The organism is Gluconobacter sphaericus, assembly GCF_016757795.1.
Taxonomy (GTDB): domain Bacteria; phylum Pseudomonadota; class Alphaproteobacteria; order Acetobacterales; family Acetobacteraceae; genus Gluconobacter; species Gluconobacter sphaericus.
Window position 1 is genome coordinate 1,245,529 of sequence record NZ_CP068419.1, and the last position, 26,842, is coordinate 1,272,370.

20 protein-coding genes, 1 tRNA gene and 1 pseudogene are annotated in these 26,842 nt (G+C 58.9%); 7 read left to right on the forward strand and 15 right to left on the reverse strand.

Annotation, left to right across the window (positions count from 1 at the left end):
• Nucleotides 1-9 precede the first annotated feature (9 nt).
• Entirely contained in the window at nucleotides 10-1,065 is a 1,056-nt protein-coding gene (gene rfbB / locus IGS75_RS05935) for a dTDP-glucose 4,6-dehydratase (RefSeq protein WP_202257909.1), read from the reverse strand.
• 198 nt (nucleotides 1,066-1,263) lie between these two features.
• Here rfbB and IGS75_RS05940 point away from each other — a divergent pair, with 198 nt between their 5' ends.
• Together IGS75_RS05940 and IGS75_RS05945 are read left to right on the forward strand one after the other, a co-directional pair.
• Nucleotides 1,264-3,312, forward strand: coding sequence for a hypothetical protein (locus IGS75_RS05940; RefSeq protein WP_141352829.1), 2,049 nt, complete (start codon nucleotides 1,264-1,266; stop codon nucleotides 3,310-3,312).
• Nucleotides 3,309-3,995, forward strand: coding sequence for a histidine phosphatase family protein (locus tag IGS75_RS05945; protein ID WP_141352827.1), 687 nt, complete (start codon nucleotides 3,309-3,311; stop codon nucleotides 3,993-3,995). The genes IGS75_RS05940 and IGS75_RS05945 overlap by 4 nt, the downstream gene beginning before the upstream one ends.
• A 45-nt stretch (nucleotides 3,996-4,040) precedes the next feature.
• On the opposite strand, the gene IGS75_RS05950 is transcribed toward IGS75_RS05945, so the two are convergent.
• From IGS75_RS05950 to IGS75_RS06000, 11 genes are all read right to left on the reverse strand, one after another.
• Nucleotides 4,041-5,525, reverse strand: coding sequence for a M48 family metalloprotease (locus tag IGS75_RS05950; RefSeq protein WP_202257910.1), 1,485 nt, complete (start codon nucleotides 5,523-5,525; stop codon nucleotides 4,041-4,043).
• A gap of 1 nt (nucleotide 5,526) precedes the next feature.
• Entirely contained in the window at nucleotides 5,527-5,901 is a 375-nt protein-coding gene (locus IGS75_RS05955; protein WP_202257911.1) for a hypothetical protein, read from the reverse strand.
• On the reverse strand, nucleotides 5,898-7,619 hold the full coding sequence (locus IGS75_RS05960; RefSeq protein WP_337249223.1) for a CHASE2 domain-containing protein: 1,722 nt from the start codon (nucleotides 7,617-7,619) through the stop codon (nucleotides 5,898-5,900). Before IGS75_RS05960 ends, IGS75_RS05955 begins: the two co-directional genes overlap by 4 nt.
• A gap of 383 nt (nucleotides 7,620-8,002) precedes the next feature.
• Nucleotides 8,003-8,078, reverse strand: a tRNA-Lys gene (locus IGS75_RS05965).
• Between the two features lie 119 nt (nucleotides 8,079-8,197).
• Complete coding sequence (locus IGS75_RS05970; protein WP_202257913.1) at nucleotides 8,198-9,073, reverse strand: ParB/RepB/Spo0J family partition protein; 876 nt, start codon at nucleotides 9,071-9,073, stop codon at nucleotides 8,198-8,200.
• A gap of 6 nt (nucleotides 9,074-9,079) precedes the next feature.
• A complete protein-coding gene (locus IGS75_RS05975) occupies nucleotides 9,080-9,883 on the reverse strand; it encodes a ParA family protein (RefSeq protein WP_141352817.1) in 804 nt (267 codons plus the stop codon).
• Nucleotides 9,873-10,454, reverse strand: coding sequence for a 16S rRNA (guanine(527)-N(7))-methyltransferase RsmG (rsmG, locus tag IGS75_RS05980; RefSeq protein WP_202257914.1), 582 nt, complete (start codon nucleotides 10,452-10,454; stop codon nucleotides 9,873-9,875). The genes IGS75_RS05975 and rsmG overlap by 11 nt, the downstream gene beginning before the upstream one ends.
• Nucleotides 10,451-12,307 (reverse strand): tRNA uridine-5-carboxymethylaminomethyl(34) synthesis enzyme MnmG, encoded by a 1,857-nt coding sequence (gene mnmG, locus IGS75_RS05985; protein ID WP_202257915.1) that lies wholly within the window; start codon nucleotides 12,305-12,307, stop codon nucleotides 10,451-10,453. The genes rsmG and mnmG overlap by 4 nt, the downstream gene beginning before the upstream one ends.
• Before the next feature lie 3 nt (nucleotides 12,308-12,310).
• Complete coding sequence (gene mnmE, locus IGS75_RS05990; protein WP_202257916.1) at nucleotides 12,311-13,624, reverse strand: tRNA uridine-5-carboxymethylaminomethyl(34) synthesis GTPase MnmE; 1,314 nt, start codon at nucleotides 13,622-13,624, stop codon at nucleotides 12,311-12,313.
• Nucleotides 13,625-13,738: 114 nt separating this feature from the next.
• Entirely contained in the window at nucleotides 13,739-15,175 is a 1,437-nt protein-coding gene (locus tag IGS75_RS05995; protein ID WP_202257917.1) for a c-type cytochrome, read from the reverse strand.
• A gap of 29 nt (nucleotides 15,176-15,204) precedes the next feature.
• Nucleotides 15,205-17,478 (reverse strand): PQQ-dependent dehydrogenase, methanol/ethanol family, encoded by a 2,274-nt coding sequence (locus IGS75_RS06000; protein WP_141352807.1) that lies wholly within the window; start codon nucleotides 17,476-17,478, stop codon nucleotides 15,205-15,207.
• A gap of 463 nt (nucleotides 17,479-17,941) precedes the next feature.
• Here IGS75_RS06000 and IGS75_RS06005 point away from each other — a divergent pair, with 463 nt between their 5' ends.
• Nucleotides 17,942-18,388, forward strand: coding sequence for a methylated-DNA--[protein]-cysteine S-methyltransferase (locus IGS75_RS06005; RefSeq protein WP_202257918.1), 447 nt, complete (start codon nucleotides 17,942-17,944; stop codon nucleotides 18,386-18,388).
• Nucleotides 18,389-18,478: 90 nt separating this feature from the next.
• Here IGS75_RS06005 and rho read toward each other — a convergent pair whose 3' ends face one another.
• The 3 genes from rho to IGS75_RS06020 form a co-directional block, all read right to left on the reverse strand.
• Nucleotides 18,479-19,780 (reverse strand): transcription termination factor Rho, encoded by a 1,302-nt coding sequence (gene rho, locus IGS75_RS06010; RefSeq protein ID WP_141352803.1) that lies wholly within the window; start codon nucleotides 19,778-19,780, stop codon nucleotides 18,479-18,481.
• Between the two features lie 280 nt (nucleotides 19,781-20,060).
• Nucleotides 20,061-21,590: a GMC family oxidoreductase gene (locus IGS75_RS06015; RefSeq protein WP_141352870.1), complete on the reverse strand. Its 1,530-nt coding sequence runs from the start codon at nucleotides 21,588-21,590 to the stop codon at nucleotides 20,061-20,063.
• 14 nt (nucleotides 21,591-21,604) lie between these two features.
• Entirely contained in the window at nucleotides 21,605-22,252 is a 648-nt protein-coding gene (locus IGS75_RS06020) for a gluconate 2-dehydrogenase subunit 3 family protein (RefSeq protein WP_141352801.1), read from the reverse strand.
• 167 nt (nucleotides 22,253-22,419) lie between these two features.
• Between IGS75_RS06020 and sucB the strand changes: the two genes are divergently transcribed.
• The 4 genes and pseudogenes from sucB to IGS75_RS06040 all read left to right on the forward strand — a co-directional run.
• Nucleotides 22,420-23,517 (forward strand): dihydrolipoyllysine-residue succinyltransferase, encoded by a 1,098-nt coding sequence (gene sucB, locus IGS75_RS06025; protein ID WP_141352799.1) that lies wholly within the window; start codon nucleotides 22,420-22,422, stop codon nucleotides 23,515-23,517.
• Between the two features lie 114 nt (nucleotides 23,518-23,631).
• Nucleotides 23,632-24,642, forward strand: a complete 1,011-nt coding sequence (locus tag IGS75_RS06030; protein ID WP_141352798.1) for a L,D-transpeptidase — start codon at nucleotides 23,632-23,634, stop codon at nucleotides 24,640-24,642.
• A gap of 263 nt (nucleotides 24,643-24,905) precedes the next feature.
• Nucleotides 24,906-25,124 (forward strand): hypothetical protein, encoded by a 219-nt coding sequence (locus IGS75_RS06035; protein WP_141352796.1) that lies wholly within the window; start codon nucleotides 24,906-24,908, stop codon nucleotides 25,122-25,124.
• Nucleotides 25,125-25,134: 10 nt separating this feature from the next.
• Nucleotides 25,135-25,839: pseudogene (locus IGS75_RS06040) on the forward strand (IS5 family transposase); the annotation flags it as partial.
• Nucleotides 25,840-26,842 lie beyond the last annotated feature (1,003 nt).

The following is a 26,842-nucleotide window of genomic DNA, read 5'->3' on the forward strand; positions in this document are numbered from 1 at the left end:
CGATGGTGCTCACGTGTTTGCTCCCAGTCTCTGGCCTGTATAGCGCTTGGAGCGGATACCTTCCCACCAGGCGCGGTTGTCGAGATACCACTGAACCGTCTTGCGGATGCCGCTTTCGAAATCATGCGTCGCTTTCCAGTCGAGTTCTTTTTCGGCGTGGGAAGGATCGATCTCGTAGCGGAAATCATGGCCGGGGCGGTCGGTTACGAAGCGGATCAGGCGCTCGCGCGGGCCGGCCGGGTCTGGCTGAAGCTCGTCGAGGACGGCGCAGATCTTCTTGACGACTTCAAGGTTGGTGCGAGGCTGGCGGGCGCCGATGGCATAGGTCTCGCCCGGCTTGCCGATTTCTACGGCCTTGACCAGGGCTTCGGCATGGTCTTCGACGAACAGCCAGTCGCGGACATTCTCGCCCTTGCCGTAAACCGGAAGCTCGCGGCCTTCGATGGCGTTGATCGTGACTAGTGGGATCAGCTTCTCGGGGAAGTGCCAGATACCGTAATTGTTGGTGGTGTTCGTTACGAAGGTCGGCAGGCCGTAGGTGTGGAACCAGGCGCGGACTAGATGGTCGGACGAGGCTTTGGAGGCTGAATACGGGCTGCGAGGATCGTAGGGGGTGGTTTCCGTGAATGGCGGGTCATTCGGCTCTAGATGACCGAAGACCTCGTCCGTGGAAATGTGATGGAAGCGGAAGGATTTTTTTTCGGCATCCCCCAGCGTATTCCAGTATTTCCGGGCGGCTTCGAGCAGGGAATACGTACCGACGACGTTTGTCTGGATGAAGACACCAGGGCCATCAATCGAGCGGTCCACATGGCTTTCCGCTGCGAGATGCATGACGGCGTCCGGGCGGTATTCCTCGAACAGGCGCTGCATTTCCACGCCGTTCACAATGTTCGCGCGGGCATGGGAATACCGGGGATCGTCTGCGACTTCGCTGACCGTGTCTTCCGACGCTGCATAAGTCATGCAGTCAACGTTCAGAACCGAATGTTCAGTGTGTCGGATCAGATGGCGTACAACGGCCGATCCGATGAAACCACAGCCGCCTGTCAGCAGAATCCGCATTTGAACCTCATGATATTTGATCAGGGTCTGAACCCCGACAGAATGACTTTGACCTTACAGCGTTATTGAAACAGCGCAAATAACGCCGGTACGTTTCTTTACACGCCGAACAGGTGACATTGGGAAATGCTTTCACCTCTCGCACTGTCGGGATTGATGGGCTAATCCCACAGTCGTGCGGAGGCAGGAGAGGCAGGTATGCTGGCTGATACTTTGACACGCTCCCTGACGGATGTTCTGGAGCGGCCCGATCTTCGGGTGATTGCGGACGGGCTGGTTCCGATCCTGGATGTGTCACTGTTCCTGCCTTTCAGGATCGAGGGAGCGCTCGAACCGGGGCAGCCTTTCAGCCTTCAGACGGCCACGCTCAAGCTCGGCGAGCCATGTCTTGAAGCGCCTCGTCTGGCACCGACTTTCCTGCGGCATGCCATCGAGCTGATGCGCCTGTTGGAGCCGGGCGCCAATCCGTATCTGGCCAGCTTTGCCGCAGCCCGTGTGGCGGCGTTATTCCATGCGCTCGATACGGGTCATGTTGCGCCGCTTCCGGCCTGGCTTGCGGTTTTCAGCGATAATGTGCCGGATGTACCGGCTCTTATGCAGAGCTGGGAGACACTGAGTGCGTTCCTGCCTGATTTGCCATCTTTTACACAGCATGAGGCACAGCGGTTGGAGGGGGTTCTGACCCGTCTGTGGCCTGTTCTTGCGCCTGCCGAGAGTCTGATGAGCAGTGGAGGAGACTCCCGTCTGGCTGTTGATCCGCATACAGGGCTGAACCGGTATTCGAGCTCCCATCGTCCACGCCCCTGGGCGATCACTTTTGGGTCATCAACTGCGTCTTCGTTGTCCGAGCGTGGTTTCGGGGGAGCGGAAGCTGCCCGGCGCGGCATGATGAGTGCGCTTTTGGCCAAGCAGGATCCGGATCTGGTGCAGGAAGGTGTCGTGCGCCGGGCGCGCGAAGCCATTGGCGCACATTTCGGTCTGCCCGAAGATGCCGTCCTGCTCTCGGCCTCCGGGACGGATTGTGAATTGGCGGTTCTGGCGCTTGTTGCAGCCGGGACGGAGCGACCAGTGACGTCCATTCTTCTGGCGCCCGATGAGACGGGAAGCGGGGTTCCGCTTGCGGCCTGCGGGCGACATTTCGCGACGGACAGTGCCTGTGCCACACTTGTGGGCAAGGGCGAGGTGATTGAAGGGTTTTCGCCCGAGACACGGCTGATTGGTGTTGATATCCGCGCGGCTGACGGGACGGCGCGACCCGTGGCTGAAATCAACGCGCAATGTGCAGACCTTGTGCGGCGGGAAGTGGCCGAGGGGCGGCATGTTCTGCTGCACCGGCTGGACCAGTCAAAGACCGGGCTTGCGGCTCCGGACATGGATCTTGTCTGGGAGTTGTGTACCGAGTTGGGCGATCAGCTCAGCGTTGTTGTTGATGTCTGTCAGGCGCGTCTGAGCCCGTTGCGTGTGGCCGAATGGGTGGGGCGAGGGATCATTGTCATGATTACCGGCTCCAAGTTCTTTACTGGCCCACCTTTCTGCGGGGCTATTCTTCTTCCTTCTGCAATTCGCAGTCGTCTGCCCTCCCTACTGCTTCCTAAAGGGTTGCGGGCCTACGGCAATCGCGATGAGTGGCCTGAAGGTGCAGATGCTTCGGCTCTTAATAATGGTCACAATATAGGGCTGGCGCTGCGCTGGTATGCTGCTTTGGCGGAAATGGATGCTCTGTTTGCTTTGCCCGATCCTGTCATTCGTGGACGTCTGGCCCGGTTCATGACAGAGGCTGTGGCCATGGTTAAAGCCCGTCCAGCGCTGACCATGCTGCCGATGGGCACACCTTTTGATGACGGCCGCTGGGATGCGGTACCGACCATCCTGTCCTTTCTGGTTGAAGATCCGCATGCGCCCGGTCGGCCGCTGGCGCTGGAAGATGCGCGGCGGCTGCATCGCTGGCTGAATGCGGATCTGTCGCCCTGGGTAATGGAAGGGGAGGGTAGTCTGCTCTGCGTGCTGGGGCAGCCAGTGCCGGTGCCTCATCCGCTGGTGGACGGGCCTGCCGGAGCGCTGCGTCTGTGTGCGGGGGCACGGCTTGTGTCGGGTGAGCCGTCGCATGAGGGGCTGGACGAGGAGCGCCGGTTGCAGCGCGAATGCATGGATGCTCGCCGGGTGCTCGGAAAACTGGAACTGATCCTGAAGCACTGGGATGTTCTGCTGGACGCGGACCCTGTCCCTCGTTACGCCCCACTGTCATGAGCCAGACAGATAAAGCGGTCCCGCACGGGCATTTTCTCGATACGCCGGAACTGCCGAAGGGCGTTACCCGGTTCTGGATGATTCGCCACGCGGTCGTGGAAGCCAGTGCGCGCAAGACGATGTATGGGGCGCTCGATGTACCGCTCTGCCGCGAAGCGATGGCGAGCCAGCAGGGCGGTTATGCCACGCTGGCGCGACGTCTGCCGAAGGATGCACTGTGGTACAGTTCGCCGTTGCAGCGGGCGCAGGATACCGCCGTCGAAATCCGTAAGGCGGGGGCGTTTTCGCGGGATGTGACGATTGATGGCCGCTTTATCGAACAGTCGATCGGAGAGTGGCACGGCACGCCACATTCGGAGTTCATGTCCCTGCTTCGTCTGCCGCCCAATCCGTTCTGGTCCATTTCTGCCTGTGAGCTTCCGCCGGGCGGTGAGAGCATGCTGGATGTTGGTGCACGTGTGGGGCACGGTCTTGAGGATCTGGCGAATGCGCATGAAGGGCAGGATATGGTTGTCGTCAGCCATGGCGGCGCCATACGAGCGGCCCTGGCGCATGCGCTGAGTGTTCATCCCGATACGGCGCTGCGCTTTTCGATCCAAAACCTGTCCATCACCATTTTGGAGCGTATCGACCGTCTGTGGCGCGTCGTGACGGTCAATGAACTGCCTGATTTCCGGGGTTGATATTCTACCGAGGAGAAGAATCAGTCTTCTCCCCGGTATTTTAGTTCAAGACTTGCTTGCTGCTGAGCATTGTTGCTGAAGACGGTCGATACCAGTCATCTGACATTCCACCACCAGTTCATCGACTGTGATCGTTTTTTTGGCCTTCTTCGCGATCATGATCTGTTTGGGAAGTGTCGCCGGATCATCGAACAGTTTTTGTTCCTGTGCCAGATAGGCAAGGGCGTCATCGGTCTTACCCTGGCTGTCGAGATAATCGGCCCATAGTAGGACGGTTTGCAGGATGACGTCGTCACGCTGGCTGGCGACCTGAAGATCCGCAATGGCTTGTCTGTTCTGACCAAGTCCGGCTTCCGTCAAGATGTTGAAATAGAGCCAGATCTGGCTTGAGCGCACCGGACTGCCGATCCCTGCCAGAAGCTGGTGGGTTTTCTGCCAGTTCTTTGTCCTCGCCATATCGGCCACTTCATTGATGGCCTGACTTTCATGCAGGAATTTCTGCACCTCCTGGCTTCGGATCCACTTCTGGAAGGGCGCCTTGTGAAGGATCGGGATCAGGTCTGCATAATTGCGATCGATGTAATGTGAAAGTTCCGCCCTGCGTTCAGCAGCGTGAGGATGATCGAGATTGACGTAGACCATACCTTTTCCGACATAGTTCAGTCCGGAACCCAGAAGCGAGAAGCCAGGTGTCAGGATGGGGTTCAGCACTGCGGCCGTCAGATTGTCTTTCTGGTTTTTCTCAGCCTCTTGCTGGGCTTTTTCCTGGGCTGCTTTTGCTTTCAGTTCGGCCCGCGCTGCATCGCGTTGGTCGGCGGTATTGAGGGCATCCAGCGAGGTTTCCGCCACGGAGACCGAGTATCCGGCTTTTGCCATCAGATCGACAGCAAGGGTATCGGCTTCCTCTTCCTGGGAACGGCTCCAGCTTGGGAACCCGCCATATTCACTGAGGGTATGTGCGCCATACAGGGATAGCAGAGCCGTTTTGGCGCTTGATGCAATGGCGCTTCCCCCTGCGGCGGCAGCAACCATGGTGCCAAATTCACTGGCTCCCGAGAATCTCTGCTCAAGTTTCTGGTTTGCGGCCTTGTCTGCTGCGTGTCCCAGAAGGATATGGGACAGTTCGTGAGCAATGATAAAAGCGAAAGCGTCTTCGGACTGCGTTTCCGGATTGTCAGAAAAATACTGGATCATGCCGGCGTTGATGAACATGCCTCCCGCTGGAGAGACGTCCGAGGAAAAATGCTCGTCTACGCTCAGGAAGATGGGTGCGTCGGGTTTTACCCCGGGCCACTGTGCCAGAAGACGGTCGCGGATTTGCTCCATGTAGGCGGTTATGGTCGGATCGACCACAATGCCCTCGATCTCGCTGTTGTGGGGGAAGATCAGTTTTTGAAGTGCGGGGCGCGCCGGATAGGATGCGGGGGGCGTAATATGAGAAATATAGGTGCCCTGCGCCGGAATGCCGGGATTGGATGTGCTGCATCCCAGAAGGGACAGGGTGCCTGCGAGTGCCAGGAACTTCTTCATGTCAGCGACCACCCGCCTTGCAGTTACTGGCAAATCCCGAGGATGAGCCTGTTCCGGAAGCTGCAAGCGTTCCAATATAGCTGCAGGATGTTTCCCGGGGGGCTGCTGCTGTCATTGTTGTCGTGACGGCAGCGCGGGCTACTAGGACGAGGCCTTTCGGAGTCTGGACCTTCAGAAATCCCGTCTCCTCGTCGATGCCGGCAACCGGCTGGTTCAGCAGATCAGAGGCGGGAATCTGACCGAGAGGAGCATGATTTTCCGCAAACGCATGAACCGTCTTTTCAAAGACGCCACTCACTGTAGGCGTTGATGCCGCCTGAGCCTGGGAAAGCAGAATGGTGGTGCACAGAAGGCCAAGAGACAGGATCTTTTTCATTGAGAGCCGCTTTCGGAGTTTGGCACGCGTTCTGATGTGAGGGCGTGCGACCGACAGTTAAGGAAATTGACGAAAGTCAGGACGAATCCTGTGGATTCACAGGATTCCCCAACGGCCAGCCAAAGCAGGATGAATCCGATCCAGTCGGCATTGGGCCATTGAATGAAGAGTTCGTTCAGGGCGAATACGATAGCGGTCAGGCTTGTGAGCAGAGCGAGATGCGCCCAGAAGCCCAGGCGGAATTTCTCGGCTTTTTCCGCTTCGGATTCTTCCGGACCGTGTGCGTGTTCCGCTTCTTCCTGTTGGGACCGCTGTGCCGAGCGCCTTAAAAGAACGAGGGTTCCGAGCAGAACGAGGAACAGACAGACGTATAGAAGAGCCTCATCCATACCGTTAAGAAGGGTCGGCTGGTGAGACAGGTCGAATGCGGCGAGTGCGGCGCAGAATATTGCAGGGACGAGAGCATTTACAGAAAGGGAAAGTGACAGAAAGTCCCGACTTTTCCGTCGGATATCATGGCGCAGTTTTGCTCCGTGACCTCGTGGGACTTCGGGGTGACTGTAATAGAACTTGAATGCCATCCATCCGGTGAAAATGAGCCACAGGATGAACTCGCAGATTTCTGCTTGGCCGATATGGACGCCGTGACCGAACTCTACTTCTGATGGTTCATGGAAATAGTGATTGCCGTAAGTGACGAGATTGTCGAAGGCCATGGCATGAAGTACGACATTCGGAACACGGCCCAGGAAGGGAAGGACGGTGTCGTCATGTTGGTCCCGGATATCCGTTCCATAAAAGACTGCGCGGCCCTTCAGGAGATGTGACAGGGGAGGGCTTCCGGCAGGTGTTCCCAGGCCGCGCTCGCCCAGCTGATGTGCGCCAATGGTCAGGGGATAATAAGCGTGCCCGACCTCATAGTCGCGCGAGCTTCCCCAGAATGCCCGGAAGCCCAGGGTAAAAGACTGCACGATACTTCTACAGAAAAAACCTCCCGAAAAAGGCACGGCGCAGATATTGCGGGGAGAGTTGGCCAATGAACTGACCTGTGTCTGGGCGGGGTCCACATGTAAGCCCCACTGGATCATCATGGGACGGCGGAAATCGTCTTCATGAAACGATCCGCACTGTCCTGACCATGTTGATGTGCACAGGCTGCGATAGACGTCGAAAGCGGCGTTTGCCTCGGGTTTCCTTGTCTCCTCCTGCGATGGTTCGTCTTCCTTTAGGGCTGCGTTCCCTTCTTCGAACAGCAGGGGGTAGGCAGATGAGGTTTCGAGGGCGTTGCTGTAGCTTTCGACATTTCTCAGTGGTGGCAGAAGATGAATCTGGTCTTGACCTTCTTCGCCCCGTGCGAAGAAAATAGGAATGTGTTTTGACTTTGCTTCATCCAGAACACTCTGGAACAGTGACAGGGATTCATCCGTATGTTCGTAGGCCATACGGAAATCGACAAAGACTGCGGCGGGATCAGCTTCAAGAATTTGCCGGAGAATGAATACCTGTCGCTGGTAGGAAAGGGGTAGAGCGGCATCGAATTGCTGCAGGGTTGGATCATTGATCGTCACGACCGCCACCCGCTGGTGGGACCGTGGAGAAGAAAGCCCATAGAACGGTGCAGTAATGGCTGAAAAAAACTGTGCAGATGAATTTTTTGTTGCACTCTCCAGAGAGAGTGGATCAAAAAATTTATAGACAATCCAAAACATCACCATCATGGAGATGTAAAGGATGGAACGATATTTTAAGACTCTGTTAACAACAGAGGCAGAATCTCGGAAAGAATGATTTTTATGCACAGTGTCATCTATTTTACGTACTGTTATGTTTTGTAAAAATTGAAATATGGAAAATCAAGTTTAATTTTCGATGCAATCAGAAAAACGTATCTTATCCGGAATGAGGATGTGGAGGTTTGTCCATGAGATGTATTATGTGTCGACTTTAACGGACGAAAAAGGTGCCCAGCATCATGGGAGCGGAGCAATTGACGTCCGGCAGGATAGATTCTGGAATCTAAAGATGGCTGCAGAGAGTTCTCTGTTCCTGAGAAAAAATATTCAGGGTCTGAAAATTTTCTGGAAATAACCGGAGACGGGCATGGTGGGCACACAAGGGCTCGAACCTTGGACCCGCTGATTAAGAGTCAGCTGCTCTACCAACTGAGCTATGTGCCCATGGCCCGTCTACCGGTGGAGCGGCTTATAGCGGTATTCTGTCCAGGGTAGCAAGGGGTTTTTTATTTTTTCATGAAGTTTAGTGCTGAAAATATGAAAATCCCTTTAATTTCAATGTCTTATCTGCGGTTGAGGAGGCGCATCACGCTCTCGAACTGCTCAAGGGACGTATAATCGATCTTCAGGGAGCCACCTTTTTTTCCATTATAGGAAATATGGACCTTCAGTCCGAGGCGGGAGGACAGGTCGTTTTCGATCTGAAGGATTTCCGCATCCCGTGCCTTTTTAGCCGGTGTCTGGATGTCTTTGCCGCCAGACAGGGCTTCCGTCTGACGCACGTTGAGGCCACGGGCTATGACGATTTTGGCTGCGGCGACCGGATCGGGGTGCGTCAGCAGCGCGCGGGCGTGACCGGCCGTGAGGGTGCCGCTGCGGACGTAGGCCCGGACTTCCGGCGGCAGGTTCAGCAGGCGCATGGTGTTAGTGATGTGCGGGCGGGACTTGCCGACGGCACCGGCCAATTCTTCCTGCGTCAGAGTATAGTCCGTGACGAGGCGTTGCAGGCCTTCGGCTTCTTCGATCGGGTTGAGATCCGCGCGCTGGAGGTTCTCGACCAGGGCTGCGGCCATCGCGTCCGTGTCATCCAGTTCGCGGATATGGACGGGGACACTGTGCAGGCCTGCAAGCTGTGAGGCGCGCCAGCGGCGCTCACCAGCGATGATCTGGTAATGACCTAGCTTTTCCGGATCGGGGCGGACGAGCAGGGGTTGCAGGACGCCGCGTGAGCGGATGGAATCGGCCAGTTCGGACAGGCGTTCGGGGTTCATGTCCTGTCGCGGCTGGAAGGGGCTTGGGACCAGAACATCCACGGGCAGGGACGAATGCTGCTGCGGCTGGGCGTTTGCGCGTGTGGCGCGGGCCAGTTGCGGCGCCTGATCGCCCAGAAGGGCTGCGAGGCCGCGACCAAGACGCGGGGAACTGTCCTTTTTGGCCATCGCCGGTTACGCCTTTGTTTTGTTCTTGTTGCGTTTGATCAGTTCGTCCGCCAGCGCCAGATAGGCGATGGCGCCTGTGGAGCGGGCGTCGTAATCCAGCACCGGAGAGCCATGGCTCTGGGCTTCGGAAATGCGGATGTTGCGCGGAATGATCGTCTCGAACACCTGATCGCCAAAAAAGCCGCGCGCATCCTGCGCCACGAGTTCGGACAGGTTGTTGCGCCGGTCGTACATCGTCAGGATAATGCCTTCGAGATGCAGGTCTGCATTGAAGGCGCGGCGGACGCGGTCGATGGTGCGGACGAGCTGGCTGATGCCTTCGAGCGCAAAGAACTCGCATTGCAGCGGCACGATGACGCTGTCGGACGCGACCAGTGCGTTGAGCGTTAGCAGACCGAGGCTGGGCGGACAGTCGATCAGGATCGTGTCGTAATCGCCTTGCAGCGCATGAAGGGCGTCGCGCAGACGGTATTCGCGGCGCTCGTCCCCGATCATTTCAAGCTCTGCGCCGGCCAGTTCGTTGTTGGCCGTGATGATTGAGAGATTCTCGAACGCGGTCTGTTGAGGCAGAGCGTGGGGTTCGGCTTCGACCATCAGCGCGGCATAGGTGCCGGTATTGCGCTGGTCGTAGTCGATGCCAAGTCCGGTGGAGGCGTTGCCCTGTGGGTCCAGATCCACGAGCAGGACGCGCTGCCCCTGACGGGCCAGACCGGCGGCCAGATTGATGGTGGTGGTGGTCTTGCCGACGCCTCCCTTCTGGTTGGTGACGGCAATGATCCGGGTGGTGGGAGATTCGGTTTTAGACGACACGCTTGAAATCACTGACCTTGATGATGGCTCCGCCGGGGTCGGTGCGGCTGGGAATAATGCTGTGGCTCATGTGCCAGTCGGCGCTTGCCTCGGTCAACTCGGCCTGCGCCTTCTGACCCTTCAGGAACAGGCAGAACCCGTCTTCCTTCAGCAATGGCCGCGCCCATTCGAGGAGCCTGTTAAGAGGAGCCAGCGCCCGGGCCGTGATGATGTCGGCCGGAGGGGGGCTGGCGGCTTCGATACGCTTGGCGATGACCGTGACATTGGCCTCGCAGATACGTCCGGCTTCCCGCAGGAAGGCGCATTTGCGCTGGTCCGATTCGATCAGGGTGACGGGGTTTCCGGTGGCGATGGCCAGAATGATGCCCGGAAAACCGCCGCCCGAACCCAGATCGGTGATGGTCTTGCCTTCAGGAATCAGTTCCGCGAGCTGAAGACTGTCTTCGATGTGACGGGGCCAGAGCTGGGCGATGTCACGCGGGCTGACGAGATTGATCTTTGCGTTCCACTGCACGAGCAGGTCGGCAAAGCGCTCCAGCCTCTCATGTGTTTCACGTGAAACGGTGGTCATGACAGGGTCCTTACATGGGCCAGCAGGGCGACCAGCGCGGCGGGTGTAACCCCGCGCACGCGCTGTGCTGCGGCGAAACTGGTCGGGCGGGCCTGGGAAAAGCGCTCGCGCATTTCGCTGCTCAGGCCGCCAATGGCAGTGTAATCCAGATCGGCCGGAAGGGCGATGGCACTTTCCGACGCGAGCTGTCGAATTTCACGATCCTGCCGGTGAAGATAGCCGCCATAACGGGCCTCGGTCTCGACATGGCGGCGGACGCGCAGGGGAAGTTCGCCGAACCACGGGGCCAGCGTGTTCAGGATCGTGTGGTCGCCGTTGCTGGCGAGGACATCCAGAACCGTGCGCCGGCGGCCATCCAGAGAGACTTCGAAACCGACGTCGCGGAGGGCCTGCGGCAGGAAGGTTGTTTCGGCGGCGCGGGCCATGGCGGCGTCGAGTTCGGCTTTCTGGGTGGTGAAAGCGGCTTCGCGTTCGGACAGGACGCAGCCTGCGGCGATTCCTTTGGGCGTCAGGCGTAGGTCGGCATTATCCGCGCGCAGGGTGAGACGATACTCGGCGCGGGATGTGAACATGCGATAGGGTTCGCTGATTCCGTGCAGCGTCAGGTCGTCGATCATGACGCCGAGATAGGCGTCGCTTCGGTCTAGCGTCAGCGCCTCGTTTCCGGCCGTGGCGCGGGCGGCGTTCAGGCCTGCGAGGAGGCCCTGTGCGCCGGCTTCTTCGTAGCCAGTCGTGCCGTTGATCTGTCCGGCAAGATACAGGCCCGGCAGGCGGCGCAGTTGCAGGGATGGCAGAAGCTCACGCGGGTCCACGTAATCATATTCGACGGCATAGCCTGCCGTGACGATGCGGGCGTCTTCCAGACCGGGCATGGTCGCGATCATGGCGGCCTGCACGTCGGCGGGCAAACTGGTGCTGATACCATTGGGATAGACCAGATCGCCGCCCGGATTGCCGGGCAGGGCTTCAGGTTCCAGAAAGACCTGATGCGAGCTGCGGTCGGCGAAGCGGACCACCTTGTCTTCGATGGACGGGCAGTAGCGTGGGCCGCGGCCGGCGATGGCGCCGCCATACATGGCCGAGCGGTGCAGGTTCTCGGTGATGATCCTGTGGGTCTCGGCGGTGGTCTGGGTGATGCGGCAGACGACCTGCGGGTTGGTGATGGCCGTCGTCATGGGGCTGAAGGCCTCGGGCTCGGCATCGCCGGGATCGGCCGGGAGGTTTTCCCAGTCGATGCTGTCTTTGGCCAAACGCGGCGGCGTGCCGGTCTTGAGGCGGCCCATCTGGAGGCCGAGCGCATAGAGCCGTTCGCCCAGACGCTTGGCCGGAGCCTCACCGATGCGTCCGGCCTCCGTCTGGGTGTGGCCGACATGGATGACGCCGCGCAGGAAGGTTCCGGCGGTCAGGACGACGGCGCCGCAGTGGAACGCGCGACCGTCTTCGCAGATAACGCCTGTGATGTGGCCGTTCTCTTCTATCAGGTCTCCGGCAGCGCCTTCGAGGGTCGTCAGATTGGGTGTGGCGGCGAGCAGATCCTGAATGGCGGCGCGGTAGAGGGAGCGGTCAGCCTGGGCGCGGGGGCCATGAACGGCCGGGCCCTTGGAGCGGTTGAGCAGTTTGAAATGGATGCCTGCGCGGTCTGCGGCTTTACCCATCAGGCCGTCGAGCGCGTCGATTTCGCGCACGAGATGGCCCTTGCCGATCCCGCCGATGGCTGGGTTGCAGGACATGGCGCCGATCGTTTCAAGCCGATGGGTGAGCAGCAGGGTGCGCGCGCCGAAACGGGCCGATGCCGCTGCAGCTTCACATCCGGCATGACCGCCGCCGATCACGATGACGTCGAAATCGCTCACAACCTACTTCCCGATACAGAACTGCCCGAAAATCGCATCGAGCAGGGATTCAATATCAACACGTCCGGTCAGACGCCCCAGAGCCAGCATGGACAGCCGGAGTTCTTCGCCCCGCAGTTCCGGCCATGTCGCGGTCCGGGCCTGATCCAGATGGGTTGCGGCCTCCTGGATTCCGGCGCGGTGTCTGGCGCGGGTCAGCGGAGGCGAGGTTGAACCGGCCATGAGTTCGGACACCCGTTCGGACAGGACCTGACGCAGCGCATCAAGTCCTTCGCCGGACTGCGTGCTGATCCCTAACATGCCGGGCGGGGCTGGTGCGATGTCGATTTTCGTCCGGATGGGAATTTCCTGTCCGGAAAGGGTGTCGAGGCTTTCATCCGGGCCGATCAGGTGGAGAAGCACGTCCGCCTGTTTCACGTGAAACAGCGCGCGGCGGATGCCTTCGGCCTCGATTTCGTCTTCCGTCTCGCGCAGGCCTGCCGTGTCGATCAGACGCAGGCGGACGCCGTCCAGAGTCCAGTCTATTGCTATGGCGTCCCGTGTGGTGCCTGCGCGATGAGTGACGATAGCAGAGTCGGTTCCGGATAACGTATTGAGAAGGCTGGATTTTCCGACATTGGGCGAGCCTGCGATCACCACGGTCAGGCCCTGGCGCATGAGTTCTCCGCGATTGTCCTGAAGATGGGCGGACATTTCGGTCTGGAGCTTCGAGAGTTCCTCGACCAGTCCGTCTTCCACGTCCTGTGGAAGGTCTTCGTCCGGGAAGTCAATCAAGGCTTCCTGATGGGCAAGGACGAGACGCAGGCGCTGTGCCCAGTCGTCGTACAGGCGGCTCAGGGCGCCGTCGGCCTGGCGGAGGGCCTGTTTGCGCTGGCTTTCGGTTTCAGCGTCCACGAGGTCGGCAATGGCTTCGGCCTGAAGGAGATCCAGTCTTCCTTTCTGCACGGCGCGGCGTGTGAATTCGCCGGGTTCGGCGGGGCGGGCTCCTAGATCGGTGAGGGCGTCGGCTACGCGGGCGATGATGGCGGGGCCAGCATGGAGGTGCAGCTCGAAGCCGTCTTCCCCGGTGTAGGAGTTGGGGCCGGGGAGCCAGAGGGCGACGGCATGATCGAGCACGTCTTCGCTCTTGCGCAGGGTGCGCAGGCTGGCGCGCCGTGGTTCGGGCAAGCGTCCGTTACAGAGCGTCTTCAGGATCGTATCACAGCCTGGACCGCTGGCGCGAATGATCGCGATGGCAGCACGGGAGGGACCTGTGGCTAGGGCAAAAATGACCTGTGGCGTATTGTCAGGGACGTCCGGAAGGGATGAGCGCGTCATAGGTTTCTATGTAGTGCAGGTGGCTCCATAGTGAAATGCCCTGCGCGCAGGTACGAAAAAAGGCGGACCGTTTCCGATCCGCCCTTTCTTTCAGACTGACAGGGGTGGGGACGCTTACTGTGCGTCGTCCACGCCGGTGTGGGTCTGCGGGGAGAAGGTCCAGCCTGCGCCGTAAGGCTGCGGCACATAGGCCATCCAGCCCTGGCTGGAGACGTTCCAGCCAGCTGTGGAGACCGGAGCGCCTGTCGTACGCAGTTTCTGGATATCGGCAGCAGACACTGTGCCTGGTGCGTTGTTACCCCAGCCCTTGCGCATGAAGTTCACGACATCGGCCATCTGCTGGTCGGAGAGGTGATTCTTGAACCCGGGCATGGCAACAGCGGACGGTGCGCTGTTGGTCGGGGGAAGGATGCCACCGAAGGCCACGACATTGGCGAGCGACGTCGGATCGTCGGTAATGACGACCGGGTTGCCTGCCAGCGGCGGGAACATGCGGTTGACGCCAGAACCATCGTTCATGTGGCAGATGGCGCAGTTGTGCAGATAGACTTCCGCACCGGCGTTGCCCTGACCACCCTTGTTCAGCAGAGCGACCGTCTGGCCGTCATCCTGACCGAGGTTCTTGCCTTCCGGTACGGCCGGCATGCTCTTGAGGTACTTGGCTGTGGCGCGCAGATCGTCGTCCGACCAGTGCTGCGTGCTGTAGGCCACCACGTCGGCCATGCCACCGAAGACGGCGGAGTGGTCGATGCGGCCGCTCTTGAGGAAGGTGACGATGTCATCTTCAGACCAGCGACCCAGACCCGTGTCGCTGTTGCTGCGAAGGCTCGGCGCGATCCAGTTGTCGATCGGAGCACCACCGGACAGATAGGCGTTGCCGCCAGCCGTACCGTAGGCCTTGACCTGCATTCCGAAACCGCGGGGCGTGTGGCATTCGCCGCAATGGCCCGGGCCGTCGACGAGGTATTCGCCGCGAGCGACTTCCGGATCACTGATGCTCTTGTCCACGCCTGGTGTCATGCTGGGGACGAACATGGCGCGCCAGATGGCCAGCGGCCAGCGCATAGACAGAGGCCAGCTGATATCCGGAGCCTTGTTCTGCTGGGCGACCGGCTTCACGCCGTGCATGAAGAAGGCATACATCGCGCGAATGTCGTCATCGGACAGACGTGCGAATTCAGGATAGGGCATGGCCGGATAGACCGTTGCACCATCCTTGCGGATGCCTTTGCGGAGGGCCTTCGTGAAGTCCTCCAGGGTGTAGTTGCCGATACCGTATTCCGGATCCGGCGTGATGTTGGTCGAATAGATCGTGCCGATCGGGCTCTTGATCTCCAGACCGCCTGCATAGGGCTGTCCGTGCAGGGCCGTATGGCAGGCGATACAGTCCGACAGGCGGGCGACGTATTCGCCACGTTTGATCAGGGCGTCATCGGCGTCCTGGGCATGGGCGGCGCCGAAAGACACCGCCATGAGGCCGATAGCGGCCGCGAGTTTCCATCCCTGTTTCATCTCAGATACCAGCCTGTCCCGAGTTAATGCGTTCAGCATGTCACGTGTTCCTTATGCAAACCGCTGCCTCAGGGGTGATCCGCGGTCGGGATATCGGCCGTGGACTGCGGGACATTCAGGAACTGATCGTTCGGAACGCCTGTTGAGTTCTGACGTGCCTTGACTTCCTCATCATAGGATTCGTTTGCACGCTTCACGATGAAGTTGCGGATGTCCTCGATCTGGTCAGGCGTCAGGGACGTATCGAAGCGGTCCATGCCGTAGGCTGTCAGAGCACCGCGACCAACGAGCTTGTAGAAGCTTTCCTTGCCGCGCGGCGCGCCGGACCAGCGGAGGTCAGGAAGAACGCCACCGGAGATTCCGTTGTCGCCATGGCAGGCCGAGCAGAACGTCTGATACAGGAAGTATCCGTTCTTCTGACGGGCTTCGTCATAGGTCGGAACCGGCTTGACCGGGGTGAAGCCCAGTTCGTTCTTCGCAGGCAGGTTGTCCTTGCCGTCGAGCGAGAAGGCGATCACGCGGGAGTGGTTGACCGTCCAGCCTGAAGTGCGGGCAACGCCGCCGTACAGGAACGGATAGATGCCGCCCCAGCCCACTTCAACTGCGACATACTGCTTGCCGTTGGCCATATAGGTTACTGGCGGAGCGATGATCGCGCTCTGTGCGGGGAAGGAATAGAGATCGTTGCCGTTCGTGGCGTCGTAGGCGTGGAATTCGCCGTTCGCCAGACCCTGGAAGATCACGTTACCGGCCGTGGCAACGATACCACCGTTCCACGGACCCTTGTGGTTGATCGTGAAGGCCGGTGCCATTTTCACGGGATCCCAGGCCAGCGTCCAGCCCTTGAGAACCTTCAGGAAGTCCTGCTTGGCGGCGACGTGTGCTGGATCTTTGTCGTCGAAGAGGCCGATCTTGTTCATGTCGAGGCCGAGGTTCCAGGCGTCATGATACGCCTTGAAGCCGCCTTTCTGGCCATCGTACAGGAGCGGGATCTGCTGTGCCGGGATGTAGACCAGCTTCGTCTTCGGGCTGTAGGCCATGGCGGCGAAGTTATGGCCACCCAGCTCGCCCGGAAGGCCGAGCCAGGGCTTGCCTGTCAGCGTCCACAGAGCATCAGGCACGTAGTTCGGACGACCCGTAACAGGATCCAGACCGTTGGCCCAGTTCTCGTAGGTGTAGGGCTTGCCGGTGATGAACTTACCCGTCTTGGCATCGATGATGTAGAAGAAGCCGTTCTTCGGAGCATGAACGATCACATGGCGCATTTCGCCGTTGACCGGCATGTCGAGCGTCATGATCTGCTGGACCGAAGTGTAATCCCACTGGTCCATCGGCGTTTCCTGGAAATGCCAGACGTACTTGCCGGTATCAGGATTGATCGCGACAATGCTGCCGAGGAAGAGGTTGTCGCCCTTGCCTTCGGAACGGAACTTGTAGTTCCAAGGCGAACCGTTGCCGACGGCCAGATAGACGAGGTCCGTCACCGGGTCATAGACGAGCGAATCCCAGACGGTACCGCCGCCGCCCTGCTGCTTCCAGGCACCGTTCTTGCCCCAGGTCGGGTAAGCCTTGGACATTAGGATGTCGTCGGAGGCTGCGCCGTCAGGCTTGTTCTCGGGGTTCGGAACAGTGAAGAAGCGCCAGTCGAGCTTGCCGGTTTCTGCGTCGAAGGCAGAGACGAAGCCACGGGCACCGAATTCTGCACCACCGTTGCCGATCAGGACTTTGCCTTTGGCGATACGGGGAGCACCGTCAACCGTGTAGGAGCGCTGGTGGCCGAGTTGGGCCTCCTTGGGGATCGTGTAGACGCTCCAGACCAGCTTGCCGGTCTTGGCGTCGAGCGCGATTAGACGGCCGTCGAACGTGCCGAAATAAACCTTGCCGTTCCAGTAGGCGGCACCACGGCTGACCGTGTCACAGCAGCCACGGTCAGCGATGTTGCCCGGAACCTTCGGATCGTAGGACCACAGGAGCTTGCCGGTCGCTGCATCCAGCGCCTTCATCTTGCTCCAGTTGGTCGTGGCGTACATGACGCCATTGACGATCAGGGGAGTGCCTTCCTGGCCGCGGTTCGTGTCCAGATCATAGTGCCAGGCGAGCTTCAGCTTGCCGACGTTGTCCGTGTTGATCTGGTCGAGCGGGCTGTAACGCTGCTCGGAATAGGAACGGCCATAAGACATCCAGTCCCCGGCATGGCCGCCATTATCGGCGCTTGTGATTGCTGCGCCGGTATCTTCCTGTGCGAAAGCGACGGGCACAGCTGCCGAGAACGCCAGTGCGGCGGCGCAGCTGAGGAGGCGCTTTTTCGTAACCTTGATCGGCGTCAGTAGACCAGAAGTCATGATCCAACTGTCCTTTTTGTAAAGACTGTTTCCGCTGTGATATTCTGGACCCGTGAAGTCTTGAAAGGTGAGGATGGAAATCCCTGTCCCCTCAAGCCGACAATTAGTACCGGACACCCGCAGCATGAGAACTTACTGCCCCTATTTTATTACCTAAGACAAACACGGCTTCTGACGTTTCCGTGAGGAAGTTGTGCAGGAGAGGGATGAAGTGCCTGTGACAGGCTTCACCAAATGATTACACTCGCGTTTCGGAAAACCTAGTATGGCATTTTCGATACGAAAAATGGCAGTTTTCCAACACATTACAGAACATTGCTGGAAAGCCTACATAAGCGGTGCCATATGTGTTTTTGGTATATTTTCATATGTCGATATGCGTATAACGCATGGCTAAAAAGTCTCGGTATGATGCAGTTTCGCCGGATTGACGGTTTTGAGCCACTCGGGCACCGTGTTGTTCATGCCACAGCTATCCTGCCACTCACCTTTCGGGGCCCTTACCATTAGTGAAGACGAAGGCGAGATTGTCGCTCTCGACTGGGGTTGGGGACGCGATCAGGAGGAGACTCCACTCCTTCTGAAGGCTCGCGATCTTCTGGAGCGCTATTTTGACGGGGAATCGGTCGACTTCGACACGCTACCCTATCGCCCCTACGGGACTCCGTACCGCCAGAAGGTCTGGGATGCGCTGCGGCGGATTCCCTATGGCAAGACCCGGACTTACGCGGATATCGCGGCCGAGGTCGGTGGGTCTGCGCGGTCGGTTGGCGGAGCGGTTGGGGCGAATCCGATTCCGATCTTGATCCCCTGTCACCGTGTTGTCGGGCGGGCGGGGCTTGGCGGATATTCGGGACTGGGAGGCATCGCGGACAAGCATGCGATGATGCATCTGGAAGGCGTGCTGTAACAGACAGGCTTTCCCGTCATTTCGATAGATTGGACAACAAAAAAGGGGAGCCGGAGCTCCCCTTTTTCTGTCGGCCATGCTGATCCGGGATCAGTTGTTCATGGCGTCGAAGAAGTCCTGATTGGATTTGCTGTACTTGAGCTTGTCCAGCAGGAAGTCCATGGCGTCCATCGTGCCCATAGGGGCAAGGATGCGGCGCAGAACCCACATCTTGGACAGTTCGGCGCGATCGACCAGCAGTTCTTCCTTACGTGTGCCCGACTTGGTGATGTCGATGGCGGGGAAGGTGCGCTTGTCGGCCAGCTTGCGGTCCAGAATGAGTTCGGCGTTACCGGTGCCCTTGAACTCTTCGAAGATGACTTCGTCCATGCGCGAGCCCGTGTCGATCAGGGCGGTTGCGATGATCGTCAGCGAGCCGCCTTCCTCGATGTTACGCGCGGCGCCGAAGAAACGCTTGGGGCGCTGCAGGGCGTTGGCGTCCACGCCGCCGGTCAGCACTTTGCCCGAGGAGGGGACGACGGTGTTGTAGGCGCGGGCGAGACGGGTGATGGAGTCCAGCAGGATGACCACGTCGCGTTTGTGCTCGACCAGGCGCTTGGCCTTTTCCAGCACCATTTCCGTCACCTGGACGTGGCGGGTCGCCGGTTCGTCGAAGGTGGAGGAAACGACCTCGCCGCGGACCGAGCGGGCCATGTCCGTCACTTCTTCCGGGCGTTCGTCGATCAGCAGGACGATCAGGAACACTTCGGGGTGGTTGGCGGAGATGGAGGCGGCGATGCTCTGGAGCATCACGGTCTTGCCGGTGCGGGGTGGCGCGACGATCAGGGCGCGCTGGCCCATGCCGATCGGCGTCACGAGATCGATTACGCGTGGGGTGTAGTCGCGCTGGTCTTTTTTGCCCCGGCCGCGCGGAGAGGATTCCGTGACGGCGGGTTCGGACTGTTCGACTTCCATCTTCAGGCGACGCTCGGGGTAGAGCGGCGTGAGGTTGTCGAAGTTGATGCGGGTCCGGACGGTTTCCGGGGCCTCAAAATTGATGGTGTTGACCTTCAGCAGCGCAAAATAGCGCTCGCCGTCGCGCGGGGCGCGGATCTGGCCTTCAACCGTGTCGCCCGGGCGCAGGCCGAAGCGGCGGACCTGCGTGGGGGAGATGTAGATGTCGTCGGGGCCGGGAAGGTAGTTGGCTTCCGGGCTGCGCAGGAAACCGAAGCCGTCTGGCAGGATTTCGAGCGTGCCTTCGCCGTAGATCGCCTGATCGCGTTCGGCGAGGGTCTTGAGGATGGCGAACATGATGTCCTGCTTGCGCATGGACGAGACGTTCTCGATCTCCAGTTCCTCTGCGTAATCCAGAAGGTCGGCTGGGGATTTTTTCTTGAGTTCGGCAAGATGCATGAAAGACGCGCCTTGATGTGCCGGTAGTGGCAGACCTGATAGGGGAAGGGATGCGCGACCGTACAGAAGGCGGAGCTACTGAACGGGAACTGCTTGTGTCAGGCGGTTATCTGTGAGGATTTCGCAGGACGGGGGAAGCAGGAAGCATCCGTAAGGAAAGGGAGACCGGGTGACAGGACGCCACCGGAAAGTCGTCCATCGCTTACCGGAGCGCGCGAAGCGGTGTCAAGACTCCTGCACAGGCTCCGGATCACTTTGATCTATGTCAATTTCTTTTAGGTCAGGTCCTCAGCATGGCTTCTGCTGTGCGGAGGGAGAGGGCCATGATGGCCAGAGCCGGGTTGGCGGCGGCGGCGCTGGGGAAGATTGAGTGGTCGGAGACCCACAGATTGTCGATATCGAAACTACGGCCGACCGGATTGACGACATTGCTTCCGGCATCGGCGCCCATGCGACAGGTGCCGATCATGTGGGCAGCGCGGTCGATGACGCGGATGTCCTTTGCACCGACGGTTTCCCACATCTGTGTCATCAGGCGCGCGGCGTGATGATGCATGGCCCATTCATTGGGACCATAGGAATGTTCGATCAGGGGCTTGGGGATGCCGAAGGCGTCCTTCTCGTCCGAAAGCGTCACGCGGTTTTCGGGGCGGGGCAGACATTCGCCGTTGATGCCCATGCCTGCTGAGCGGTTATATCCGGCGAGCGCGCGGGCGAAGGCCGGACCGCGTGTCGTGGTGCTGCGGGCGAGGTTCTGGCCCCAGGTTGCGGGCATCATGCCTAGCGATTGCACGAGGTAGCCGCCGACGAAATCCGCATCCTTTGGGCGCATCATGTCTTCGGTGATGGTCAGGGACGGGTAGCCGCGATTGGGGCGGATGTCTTCGTCGAACTCGCCCCAGACCTGGGTGGAGACATGGGTCATGTAGTTCTGGCCGACCTGACCGGAGCTGTTGGCAAGACCATTGGTCAAGAGCAGGCGCGGGGTTTCGACGGCACCGGCGGCGAGGACGAGGGTCGCGCATTTCTGACGGTGTTCGACGCCGTTCTGGCGATAGACCACGCCGGTCACGCGGCCTGAACTGTCGCGTTCGATCGTATGGGCGAAGCAGCCCGGGCGGAGTTCCGCGCCATAGGCGACGGCCATGGGGAGCCATGTGTTGTCCGTGCCCGATTTGGCGCCATTGCGGCAGCCCTGATGGCAGGCCCCACAGTTGGCGCAGGCATGGCGGGTGCCGAAATGTGGCTGTTCGATATCGCGGGTGATGAGGGCGGCGGGGCCGTCTGCGTGGCGCAGGCCGAGCGCGTCACAGCCTTCACGCATTTTCAGCGCGGCGGAGTTGGCCGGCGGGGGCGCGTAGGCGTAGCGACGCTCTGGGTCCCACGGATAATGGGCGGGGCCGGAGACGCCGATAAAGGATTCTACGCGCTCGATATAGGGGAGCAGTTCGTCCAGGCCGAAGGGCCAGTCCACGCCCTTGCCGGTTTCGGTGTGCAGGTGGAAGTCGCGGGCGTCCATGCGCGGCATGAAGGCGCCGTAATGAAGCAGGGAGCCGCCAAGGCCGGTGCCGCTGTTGTTGCCGCCGAAAGCCTGCGGGTTTGTGCCTGCGGAGAGGCGTTCGTGCAGCCAGTATAGTTCGCGGGCGGCTATTTCGTCAGGCGTGTGTCCCGTGGCGGGGAAGGCGGGGCCGGCTTCGAGCACGACGACGGTTTTGCCGTTGCGGGCGAGTTCTGCGGCCAGGGGCGCGCCACCGGCACCGCTGCCGATGATGAGGGTATCGACGATGTCCGTTTTGGCGAATGTTTTCATGAGGGTGCTGCTGCTCATTCGCTGGATTCTGCCATCTGGAGAAGGGGGGCGGTGGCTTTGGGTTCGAAGTCTTCGCGGCTGTCGGAGCCGACCTTTGTAAAGCCCTGAAAGACCGTGTCGCCGCCGGTGAGGCTGGAGGAAATGCCGAGTGCCTGTTGGATGCGCGGGTCACTCATGATGCAGTCTACGACCTCGCCACGCAGGTCTCCGGACCAGCGTTTCATCTGGGATGCCGTAAGCCGGCCTTCGCGCTCGAGACCAATCTGACCCTCCATGACGGCGTCGAGCAGGGCGCCGCGCAGGTCCGGGGCCAGGTGGATGAAGGCGAGTCCGTGCTGTTCGGCCGCGACGTCGTCGAGGGTCAGGAGAGCGGATTCCCAGGCTTCGGCATCGGGCGGGAGGTCCGCGAAACGCCAGCCGTCACGCGGGCCGGAGAGCGCGGCGTCGATCCGGGCTGTCATGGCAATGTCGGTGGCGGGAGGTAGGATTTCGTCCAGCGGGAGCAGGACGGGCAGCAGCGCGTCGAGGGCGGCATAGGCCCGGAGCGACAGGGTGCGCGGCTGTGCGGTGGAGACCGAAAGCCGCGATGTCAGGATCTCGCGGGTACGGGTGGAAAGATGGTCGGAGTCCAGAATTTCAGGACGGTCGGGCGGGTGGGACATTGCGGCCTCCTGTGTTTTGGTTTCAAAGTCCGGCGACGGGGAGGGTTCCGCCTCCCACTGGGAACGAAGATGCAGTATTCTGCATTCTTAACCTTTTCCGGACAGAGTGCCGGGTACGGCACAGACATTTCCCCGCTTCGCGGCGGGACGCAAGACAGGGAAGCAGCATGACTGTCGAAATCAGGGTTCCGGCGCTTGGAGAAAGCCTGACGACTGCGACTGTCGCGCGGTGGCTTAAAAACTCCGGCGACTATGTGCAGCATGACGAGACCATCGTGGAGCTGGAGACGGACAAGGTCAGCGTTGAAGTGACCGCGCCGTCCGCCGGGCGTCTGGAAGACTGTGTGGCGGTGGGCACGGAAGTCGAAATCGGCGGTCTGTTGGGGGCGGTGGACGAGACGGCGGAGGCACCGGCTGCTGCTGCACGCGCTCCTGTGGCTGAGGCTCCTGCTGCGCCGCCGGTTCCGGAACCTGTCGCATCCCTTGCGCGCGTCACGCCTCCCGCTCCGGAAGCGCCGAAGCCCATTTCTCTCGCACCGGCCCCCAAGCTGTCTTCGCATGAGGCGCGGGAGCGTCGGGTCCCCATGAGTCGTCTGCGTCAGACGATCGCGCGGAATCTGAAGGCGGCGCAGAACACGGCGGCCATTCTGACGACGTTCAACGAGATCGACATGTCCGCCGCCAAGGCGCTGCGGGCGGAATACAAGGACGAGTTCGAAAAGAAGCATGACGGCGCGCGTCTGGGCTTCATGTCCTTTTTCGCGCGGGCCGTGGTGGGTGCGCTGAAGGATTATCCGGCGATCAATGCGCAGATCGAAGGCGATGAGATCGTTTATCGCGAGTTCGTCAATCTGGGCATTGCGGTGGGCACGGAGCGCGGGCTGGTGGTGCCGGTGCTGCATGATGCCGATCAGATGAGCTTTGCCGAGCTGGAGCGTCGCATCGCCGATTACGGCAAGCGGGCGCGGACGGGCGGTCTGAAGCTGGAGGAACTGTCGCACGGGACGTTCTCCATCACGAATGGTGGGATTTTTGGATCGCTGCTCTCCACGCCGATCCTGAATACGCCGCAGTCGGGCATTTTGGGGATGCATGCCATTCAGGATCGTCCGGTCGTGCGGGATGGGCAGATCGTGATCCGGCCGATGATGTATGTTGCGCTGTCTTACGATCATCGGATCGTGGACGGGCGGGAAGCGGTGAGCTTCCTCGTCCGGATCAAGCAACTTGTGGAAGATCCGAGGCGTCTACTTCTGGATCTGTGACGCCTTTTGCGTGGCTGGTGCGTTGAAGACGTTCCAGTCATGCCGAACGCCGGACAGGTCTCTGTTCCCTCGCGTTCTGTCTGTTGTTCCGAACCCGAGGATGGTGCCCTGAAGATGCGTGATGTTTCCAGACTGACGCGGTTTGCTGCCCTGCTATGTGCGTCTACAGTGATGGTTCTGGGCATGACACCGCTAGCGGCCTGTGCACGGCCGGATGGCGCAAGTCCGGAAATATCGACTCATCAGCCGGATACGACTTCCTCTCTGGGAGCGTCGGTCCCACCACCCGCTAGTAATCCGCCGACCGATACGCCACCGCGGCCCAATTTGGCGCCACTAGCTCTGGATATTCCGGATCTGCCGGTTGTATCCGACGAGGTAGCGCGAGAAGAGGCGTCACGCTTGGCGGTGCTGATGAAGCATACCGTTAAAGGGTTCAGCACATACACGCCCGAACGCCGTCGGGCGTTCCTGACGCTTGCGAAGGACGAGGTGACGCAGGCGAACATGCCGATTGCGCGGCCGCAGCTTGTCATGGTCGTGGACCGTAACGAGAAGATCCAGCATCTGGATTATGTGCTGGCGCTGCCGGATGCGCCCTGGGAATCTCTTGGAGGTACGCCGGTTTCGACCGGGACGACGGGACGAAAATATTACTATATTACACCGACCGGGGTTTTCCAGAACACGGCGGATCGTCTGGGCTACCGGGCGGAAGGCACGAAGAATAAGTACGGAATCCGTGGGATTGGCGCCAAGGGGTCGCGTGTGTGGGATATGGGATGGCAGACGGCGATGAAGGGCTGGCTGCCGCGACATGAAACCGGGCAGATTCGGCTGGAAGTCCATGCGACGGATCCGCAGTTCCTGGAATGGCGCCTAGGGCATCCGGCTTCTGAAGGCTGCATCCGGATTCCGGCGACCATGAACAAGTTCATGGATCATTACGGGCTGATCGATGCGCTTTATGAGCAGGCCGCGAGCTATGATCCACGTTTTCAGGCGCTACTTCCGAAGAACCGACAGCCGACACAGATTGCCGGGGATCTGGTGGTGGTGATCGATTCAGGGCCGCTGACGGAACCGAAGATTGACCCGATAGCAGATAAAAGGCCGTTACCTTGATTATCAACGTAATCATCCATCATTAATATTTTATTAATAAATAATAAAGAGATTTTACTAAGTGAAACTCTTTCGTATGGAATGCATAATATTCACTAGAGCACATTCTCTATACTATTCAAGATGCGCAACCATATCCGGTTTTCCGGGTGTTTCGTTGATGCCTTGTTGTTGGGAGGAATCTCCTACGCAGATATTTCTTATTTAAGATAAAAGCAGCATGAAGAGCACAAAGCGAAAAATAAAAAACGGCGATGCCTGTCGTGGAAAATCTGACCGTTCTGGGGCATGTCTTGCGGATTGCAGCTGTCACATTATCGCTGGTTATTAGGGGAAAGATATTGAAAATTCAGTATAGCTTTCTGAGCAACAATATCATTCCGCGCGTCAGCATCGACGATATTATCCGGTTCTATCCGAGTGGTTATTCAAAAAAATATAACGACACCGGAATTGGTAAGGCCGAGCCTTTGAGCCTTTGAGCCTTTGAACCGGCGTGGCCGGAAACGAGCAACCGATTTTCGTGAGATCATCAATGCGCTGCGTTATCTCGTCCGCTCAGGTTGTGGCTAGGAAATGCTGCCTGTTCATTTTGGTCCATGGAAGACCGTCTATTGGTGGTTCCGCAGGCTAATGTGCCGTTTCCTGTTTCAAACCATCCATGATGTCTGCCTGATGCTCGATCGTGAAGCCGCGGGACGCGAGGCCAGTCCATCTGGGGGCGTTATCGATAGCCAGAGTATCAAAGCTCCTCATGCAAAGACCCGTGGCTATGACGCCGGCAAGAAGATCGTTGGTCGCAAGCGTCATATCGCGGTCGATACCGATGGCCGACTGCTTCTGGTCAGGCTGACACCAGCCGATATTTCGGATAGTGCGGGTGGACAGATGATCCTGGATGCTATCCGCCAACGCTGGCCGTGGGTGAAGCATTTCTTCGCAGATGGGGCCTATGACCACCTGCAGTTGATGGACAAAGCCGCCTTTCACGACTTCACGGTCGAGATCATCCGGCGCTCAGATACGACAAAAGGATTTGAAGTCCTGCCACGTCGATGGGTCGTTGAACGGACATTCGGCTGGATGATCCGCTGGCGCCGACTGGTGGGGGATTACGAACAGCGTATCGACGTGGCAGAGGCCATGATCCACATCGCCATGGGAAGCCTCATGCTACGTCGAAATGCTCATCCCTGAATTTCCAAAAGAGCTCTTAGGAGGGACAGTACAACATCCTCCCTATTCATTTTGTATTTCTTGGAAGAAGCACATATTAATATCGGATATGGAACGGATTCTGTACTCAGAAATGCTACGTTCGGTGAAGCCATGGAGTTCATATCCGAGACGTAGTTAATCAAAAAAAGGTGTCTCTGTAGGGGATTTATGGGAGTTTTCACGTGTGCCGGTGGCATAGAAGTTGGCAGTGGAAAGATGCGTTTGGGTGTATGTTTTTCGACATCCAGTATGAAGAGTCGAACGGCTATTTGAGCAATTCGACCGAGCGGTGAGGTAATTTAACGTTTAAGAATGTAATCGATCTTGCGCCCGAAACGATATACAACAAGGAAGCAGTACACGGCATCGGGGGTGACTCTTGCCGAATATGCGAAATACGACGAGAATTACGGGCTGTGAAATGACCCGTCCAAAACAGTGTTATTACAGATATAATTCCAGCACCTAACATGTCCGATTTTGATTGTGTGAGCCTCAATCGGCGCTTTGCATCGTGGCTGACGATGGAAAACCAGCTTTATTAAGCGGGTTCGAGTATGGTTATCTAGGAAAGCACGGATGGTAATTTAGACGTGCACAGGTGCGAATAGTGTGACGTTCTATAATTTAGCCGTGAAGAAAATGGCGACCTATGTTAGTGATATTTCTGGGAATGTGCGAACACTAAATTTGTTATTATATAGATACGTTACGACTAGGGTTGTATATATTTTGTATGGATATTCCGTTCAATGTATGGGCGGATGTGCCGAAGGGTCGTCGCTAAACCTATGTACTGGAGCTTAGCAAAAACGCGATCTTGGTTCTCTCCGAGGTGGGGTTGGCTTACAACTATGATATTCCCGATCTGAACACGATGGTTCAGTCCTATCGCGAGTTCGATATTCACCCTTGGAATGGATTATTATCAATACTTTTGTAAAATATTCCTTGTTCATAACGAGATTTAGTGTGGCGATAA

Bases quoted from the DNA above. Each gene is read 5' to 3' on its own strand.
- rfbB (WP_202257909.1), bottom strand. From the start codon at position 1,065: ATGCGGATTCTGCTGACAGGCGGCTGTGGTTTCATCGGATCGGCCGTT.
- IGS75_RS05970 (WP_202257913.1), bottom strand. From the start codon at position 9,073: ATGGCCAAAAAGGACAGTTCCCCGCGTCTTGGTCGCGGCCTCGCAGCC.
- IGS75_RS06030 (WP_141352798.1), top strand. From the start codon at position 23,632: ATGCGTGATGTTTCCAGACTGACGCGGTTTGCTGCCCTGCTATGTGCG.
- IGS75_RS05960 (WP_337249223.1), bottom strand. From the start codon at position 7,619: ATGATGGTGATGTTTTGGATTGTCTATAAATTTTTTGATCCACTCTCT.
- IGS75_RS05955 (WP_202257911.1), bottom strand. From the start codon at position 5,901: ATGAAAAAGATCCTGTCTCTTGGCCTTCTGTGCACCACCATTCTGCTT.
- IGS75_RS06015 (WP_141352870.1), bottom strand. From the start codon at position 21,590: ATGAAAACATTCGCCAAAACGGACATCGTCGATACCCTCATCATCGGC.
- IGS75_RS05950 (WP_202257910.1), bottom strand. From the start codon at position 5,525: ATGAAGAAGTTCCTGGCACTCGCAGGCACCCTGTCCCTTCTGGGATGC.
- IGS75_RS05945 (WP_141352827.1), top strand. From the start codon at position 3,309: ATGAGCCAGACAGATAAAGCGGTCCCGCACGGGCATTTTCTCGATACG.
- IGS75_RS06000 (WP_141352807.1), bottom strand. From the start codon at position 17,478: ATGACTTCTGGTCTACTGACGCCGATCAAGGTTACGAAAAAGCGCCTC.
- IGS75_RS06005 (WP_202257918.1), top strand. From the start codon at position 17,942: ATGCCACAGCTATCCTGCCACTCACCTTTCGGGGCCCTTACCATTAGT.
- IGS75_RS05995 (WP_202257917.1), bottom strand. From the start codon at position 15,175: ATGCTGAACGCATTAACTCGGGACAGGCTGGTATCTGAGATGAAACAG.
- IGS75_RS06020 (WP_141352801.1), bottom strand. From the start codon at position 22,252: ATGTCCCACCCGCCCGACCGTCCTGAAATTCTGGACTCCGACCATCTT.
- rsmG (WP_202257914.1), bottom strand. From the start codon at position 10,454: ATGACCACCGTTTCACGTGAAACACATGAGAGGCTGGAGCGCTTTGCC.
- rho (WP_141352803.1), bottom strand. From the start codon at position 19,780: ATGCATCTTGCCGAACTCAAGAAAAAATCCCCAGCCGACCTTCTGGAT.
- mnmE (WP_202257916.1), bottom strand. From the start codon at position 13,624: ATGACGCGCTCATCCCTTCCGGACGTCCCTGACAATACGCCACAGGTC.
- sucB (WP_141352799.1), top strand. From the start codon at position 22,420: ATGACTGTCGAAATCAGGGTTCCGGCGCTTGGAGAAAGCCTGACGACT.
- IGS75_RS05940 (WP_141352829.1), top strand. From the start codon at position 1,264: ATGCTGGCTGATACTTTGACACGCTCCCTGACGGATGTTCTGGAGCGG.